Here is a 5,409-nt window from a genome sequence, read left to right as displayed (position 1 = left end):
GATGTCGACGGCCGCTTCATCGCCGCCAACCCCGCCACCGCCGAAATGGTTCGCGCCGCTTCGGTCGACGATCTGATCGGCAAGACGGATTTCGATTTCTACCCCAGGGAGGTGGCCGAGCGCTTCCGGCAGGATGAGATGGGCGCGCTGGAGGCCGGGCAGACGTTGCGGATCGACCAGCCCGCGCTTTTCCCGGATGGCCGGCAAGGTTGGCTCTACACGCTCAAGGCCCCTTTCCGCGACGAGGCCGGCAAGATCGTCGGCGTCATCACCTACAATCGCGACATCACCGAGCAGAAGCGCACCGCGCAGCTCAAGAATGATTTCATTTCCACGGTCAGCCACGAATTGCGGACCCCGCTGACCTCCATCCGCGGCTCGCTTGGCCTGATTGCGGCCGGTGTGGCCGGCGAACTGCCGCCCAAGGCCGCCAATCTCGTCAACATCGCGCACACCAATAGCGAAAGGCTGGTTCTTCTCATCAACGACATTCTGGATATGGAGAAGATCGAATCGGGCGTGATCACCTTCAAGATCAAGCAGATGCCTGTCCGTCAGGTCCTGGAGCAGGCCATTGCCGCCAGCTCCAACTACATGGCTGACAGCCGGATCAGGATCGTTCTGATCGACGATGCGCCGCGCGCCGAGGCCAACATCGATCCGGATCGCCTGCATCAGGTGATGGCGAACCTCCTGTCGAATGCGATCAAGTTCTCGCATGCCGACGGTACTGTCACAGTGAAATTCCAGCGTCATGACCACGAAATGCTGCGGATTTCCGTGATGGACCAGGGCGCTGGCATCCCGGAGGCTTTCCGCAGCCGTATATTCGGAAAGTTCGAGCAGGCCGACGCCTCCAGCACCCGTAAGATAGGCGGCACCGGCCTGGGCTTGAGCATCGTCAAGGCCATTACCGAAAAACTGGGCGGAGCCGTTTCCTTCGAAACCGAGGAAGGCAAGGGAACCTCGTTCCACGTGGACCTTGCAGAAGTACGCAGGCACCAACCAAGGCCGTATCCGCCACCGCACCTGACGCGGAAGCCCGATGGGCGCCTACGGGTTCTGATCTGTGAAGACGAGACCGACGTCGCCGCAGTGATTGCGGCACTCTTGGATGCGGAAGGCTTTTCCAGCGACGTCGCACCCGATATCGCCACCGCAAAGGCGCTTCTGCGGTCCCGCGAATACGTGGCCTTGACCCTCGACATCAAGCTGGCGGGGGAATCCGGCATCAAACTCTTCCACGACATTAGGGCATCGCCGGTGAATTCCGACATTTCGGTCATCGTCATCTCCGCCGTTGCCGATGAGGCCAGGCGCTCGCTCAACGGCAGCGCCGTCGGTATCGTCGACTGGCTGGAGAAGCCGGTGGATTCAAAGCGGCTTCACGCCGCCCTTGCCAAGATCCTTGCTGGCAGGACCGAGCAGAGGCCGAAGATTCTCCATGTCGAGGACGATGAGGGCGTGCTTGCGGTGATGTCGGAGGGGTTGGGTTCGGGTGTCTCGATTACTTCGGCGAAGACGCTCAAGGACGCCCGGGAGGCGATCGCGCAGCATCTCTTCGACCTGGTTATCCTGGATATTGCACTCCCCGACGGCTCGGGGTTGGACCTTCTGGTCGATCTGCCGCTCGAGACCGGGGTCATCGTGTTTTCGGCGGCGGAGCTCGACCAGAAACTAGGTGATCGCGTGCAGGCCATCATGACCAAGACCAGGGCGTCGGAAATCGATGTGGCAAAGCTGGTCAGGAGCATGTTGGTTTCGCCCCGCACTCAACCTGCCGCGCACGCCGAGGAGTGACGCTCATGCCCGCAAGGATTCTCTATGTGGATGACGAGGACGATATCCGCGAAATCGCCCAGATGTCGCTGGAGCTCGAGCCGGAATTCGAGGTGCGGTCCTGCCCGTCCGGCATGCAGGCGCTGACTGATGCCGCCGAATGGCGGCCCGACCTCATTCTGCTCGACGTAATGATGCCGGACATGGATGGGCCGGAGACGCTGAGGCGCTTGGCCCAGTCTGGGCCGACGGCTTCGATACCCGTGGTGTTCATCACCGCGCGCACCCAGACGCATGAAGTCGAACGCTATCTGGCGATGGGGGCGGTAGGGGTGATCGCCAAACCATTCGACCCGCTTGCGCTTGCCGGTGAAGTCAAAAGATTGCTTCTATCGCGCGCCTGATCCGACGTTTGGCGTGGGCACCGAGCGCAGTCTGGCTGCAGACTGTGCGACGCCGTTCACGGCTCCTATACCATGTCGCCTTATTCATCTACTGATTGTGCCGAGGTGCAGGCGTAGCGAATCAGGTTGTCTATGATCGCGCGGCATCGGCGGAGCTCGGCGAGAGATTGAGAAGAATGTGTCTGTCTGCATGAACCGCGTTGGCGGATGTCGGTTCATGGATCAATCACTCCGGGGGGCAAGCGGCAAAACGAGGCGCGAACCGGAGCAAGGCTGATGAACGGAGCGAAGGCAAGAGTTCTGATTTGCGATGACGATCCCCTCTTGCTCGAACTGATGGAATTCAGGCTCAGGGCAAAGGGATACGAGGTCATCAAGGCCATAGACGGGGCGGAAGCGCTCTTGAAGGCGGAGCATGAGGCACCGGACATCATCGTGCTCGATGCGATGATGCCTAAGGCCGACGGCCTGGAGGTTCTTGCCCGCATCAAGAGCGACCCGGCCTTGTCGGAAATCCCGGTTGTCATGCTGACCGCCCGCAAGGGCGAAAGGGACATCGTCTCGGCCCTTGAGAAGGGAGCCGACGACTACCTTGTGAAACCCTTCATTCCCGAGGAGCTCCTGGCCCGGCTTGCGCGCCTGCTGGCGCGCAAGAGCGGGAAACGCTGATGTGGCGTGGCCGTCGCGCCGTCCTCGCGGCATGCGTTTTCCTGGCGGTTGAATCGGCGCCTGCCGCCGCGCTGGCCCAGGCGGTCGACGAACTGTACGCTTCCGGCGTCAAGGCCAGGCAAGCTCAGCATTTCGACGAGGCGGCGGAGCTGTTGCGGCGTGCGCTGGCGATCAAGCCCGACAGTGCCGACGCCCTGGTGCAACTTGGCTTCGCCGAGCTTGGCCGCAACAATCTGCCGGCGGCGCGTGAAGCCTTTTCCAGGGCGCTTGCGCTTGCGCCGACCTATCTGGATGCCAGCTTCGGCATCGCTCAGGTCGAGTTCCGCTCCGGCAATCTGGACGCCGCTCTGCAACTGGCAGAAGAGGTGTCGCGTGCCGAGCGGGGCAATGCCGACGCGGCGACGCTTGTCGCCAACATCCGCAAGGCCCAGCAGGCCGACAGCAGCAAGCAGAAGCCTGCGACCGCGAGGAAGAAGCTGCGCCCGCCGCGGCCGGATCCTGTCGCCGGCCTGATGGAGAAGGGCCAGAGATTGCGGGCGGCGGGACAATTGCCCGAGGCGGAGAACGCCTATCGCCGCGCGCTCGGGCTGGCGCCTAAAAACACCGACATCCTGGTCGCCATGGGTCTCGTGGCGGGCTCCCAACAGAAATTCGACGAGGCCGGGCATTTCTTCGACCAGGCGCTGGCCATCAAGCCCGGCCTTCTCGACGCCCGCCTCGGCAAGGTCCGGCTGGCGATCTGGCAGGGCGACGTGCCGCGCGCCCGCGCGATGATCGATGATGTGCTTGGCACCGCGCCAGGCAACGCCGAGGCGATCGCCCTCGACGCACGGATTTCTTTGCTCGAGCGGGATTACACGCGGGCCGAGCAGTCGTTTCAGCGGGTGCTGGCGATTGATCCGCGCAATGCCGAAGCGCTGGTGGGAATCGGCGATGTGCGCCGCGCCCGTGGCGACGACGACGCCGCGCGCGATGCCTACCGGCAGGCGCTTGCCCTCGAACCCGGCTCGCGCGACATCGAGCAGAGACTGGCCGCACCACCGCCGCGCAAATGGCGGCTCGATATCGGTAGCGAAGTGAGCGACCTCACCGATGGACTTGGTGATTGGACAGACAGTTCGACCGGCCTTGCCTATCGGCTCACCCCGCAGACGACCATTTCGAGCCACACCCGGATGGCGACTCGCTACGGTCGCACCGATGTTCAGATCGACGGCCGCATCGACCAGGCCTTTTCGGCCACGGTTTCGGCCTATGTGCTGGCAGCGGCGACGCCGGATGCCGACTTCCTGGCACGATATTCGGTCGGGGCCGGCGCTTCGTGGCGGATCATGGCGCCCGCGAAAGCGCTCGGTCCGTTCTCGCTCAACATCGATGCTCGCTATGACAATTTCGCCACCGCCGAGGTCACCACAATCTCGCCTTGGGTGCAGGTCTATGTCCTGGACGGCCGGCTGGGGCTTTCGGCACGTTGGGTCCACGCAGCCGACGACATCGGCACGCGCGCCGATGGTTATGTCCTGCGAGCCGATGTTGCAGTTATCCCGAGCGTCAATGTGTTTGGTGGCTATGCGGATGCCCCCGAGATCTCCGACGGCTCGCTGGTGCCGACGCGTACCATCTTTGCCGGCATCTCCTGGGACGTTACCGATCCGCTGACGCTGCGCGGCAGCCTCGCCCATGAGCAGCGCCCGACATTCGACCGAACCACATTCGGGCTCGGCCTAACCGCGCGGTTCTGATCATGTTGTACATCTGGCACCTATCCATCCTGCTCAGTGCCCTTTCCCTGGCGATCATGCTTCTGCTGATCGTGCGTCGGGTATTGCAGGAGCGCCGGGGGACGGCGGGCGCCGATCAGCGGCGCCTTCTTCTGACGGCGCTGATCGCCTTCACCGAAAATCGGGATCGCGAGGCATTGAAGACGGCGCTGCTTGCGGTACCGGCGAGGGTGGCGATCGATGCCGGCTTCGAGTTTATTTCGCTGTTGCGCGGCGAGGAGCACGACGAGCTCCTTTCAGCCTTCAATGAATGTGGCCTGCCGACCCTTGTCGGCACCCAGCTTGAAAAAGGCAACGGCGCCGAACGCGTCCACGCGGCCGAGATGCTGGCGGCGCTGCGTTCGGAAAACGCGGTGGCAAACCTGCTTTCGGCGCTCGATCGTGACCGCTCGCGCGAAGTCAGGATCGCCGTCGCCATCGCGCTGTGTGATATTGGCGCCTTGCCGCCGCTGGTCGTAACGCTGCGCAAGATCGGCGTGGCGGGGCAGCGCTCGCGACGCCTGATCGAGCTTTTCAGGCGCTTTCCGCCAAAGCGGTTCGACGAGCTCAGGGATTACGCCGGACGTCAGGACGCGGTGCCTTTCATCAGGGCGGCCGCAATCGATGCGCTTGCCCGCGCCGGTGGCTTCCAATTCGGCGAGTTCTTTGCCCGCGCGGCCGGCGATCCGTCGCCGGAGGTTACCGCAGCCGCATTGCGGGCACTCGGCCTGACCGGACATGCCAATGCGCCGGCCATCCTGATCAAGGCGATGGAAAATGGCGGCTGGGATGTACGC

General features: G+C 63.4%; 5 protein-coding genes. All 5 read left to right on the top strand.

The window, feature by feature from the left end:
- Positions 1 to 1,800 (top strand): response regulator (locus tag EOC06_RS31765; RefSeq protein WP_128309646.1); only part of this gene is annotated, 1,800 nt, incomplete at its 5' end.
- Between the two features lie 5 nt (positions 1,801 to 1,805).
- Complete coding sequence (locus EOC06_RS31760; RefSeq protein WP_128309645.1) at positions 1,806 to 2,183, top strand: response regulator; 378 nt, start codon at positions 1,806 to 1,808, stop codon at positions 2,181 to 2,183.
- A 276-nt stretch (positions 2,184 to 2,459) separates the two neighbouring features.
- Entirely contained in the window at positions 2,460 to 2,852 is a 393-nt protein-coding gene (locus tag EOC06_RS31755; RefSeq protein ID WP_127270163.1) for a response regulator transcription factor, read from the top strand.
- The gene (locus EOC06_RS31750) at positions 2,852 to 4,594 is read left to right on the top strand and encodes a YaiO family outer membrane beta-barrel protein (protein ID WP_128309644.1); all 1,743 of its coding nucleotides are present in this window, start codon (positions 2,852 to 2,854) and stop codon (positions 4,592 to 4,594) included. Before EOC06_RS31755 ends, EOC06_RS31750 begins: the two co-directional genes overlap by 1 nt.
- Positions 4,595 to 4,596: 2 nt before the next feature.
- Positions 4,597 to 5,409, top strand: an 813-nt coding sequence (locus EOC06_RS31745; protein ID WP_164898841.1) for a HEAT repeat domain-containing protein, incomplete at its 3' end; no start/stop codon positions are given.

The sequence above is a fragment of the Mesorhizobium sp. M7A.F.Ca.MR.362.00.0.0 genome (assembly GCF_004023175.1).
GTDB lineage: Bacteria > Pseudomonadota > Alphaproteobacteria > Rhizobiales > Rhizobiaceae > Mesorhizobium.
This window is presented reverse-complemented; position numbering and strand designations above follow the sequence as displayed.

Bases quoted from the DNA above. Each gene is read 5' to 3' on its own strand.
- EOC06_RS31760 (WP_128309645.1), top strand. From the start codon at position 1,806: ATGCCCGCAAGGATTCTCTATGTGGATGACGAGGACGATATCCGCGAA.
- EOC06_RS31755 (WP_127270163.1), top strand. From the start codon at position 2,460: ATGAACGGAGCGAAGGCAAGAGTTCTGATTTGCGATGACGATCCCCTC.
- EOC06_RS31750 (WP_128309644.1), top strand. From the start codon at position 2,852: ATGTGGCGTGGCCGTCGCGCCGTCCTCGCGGCATGCGTTTTCCTGGCG.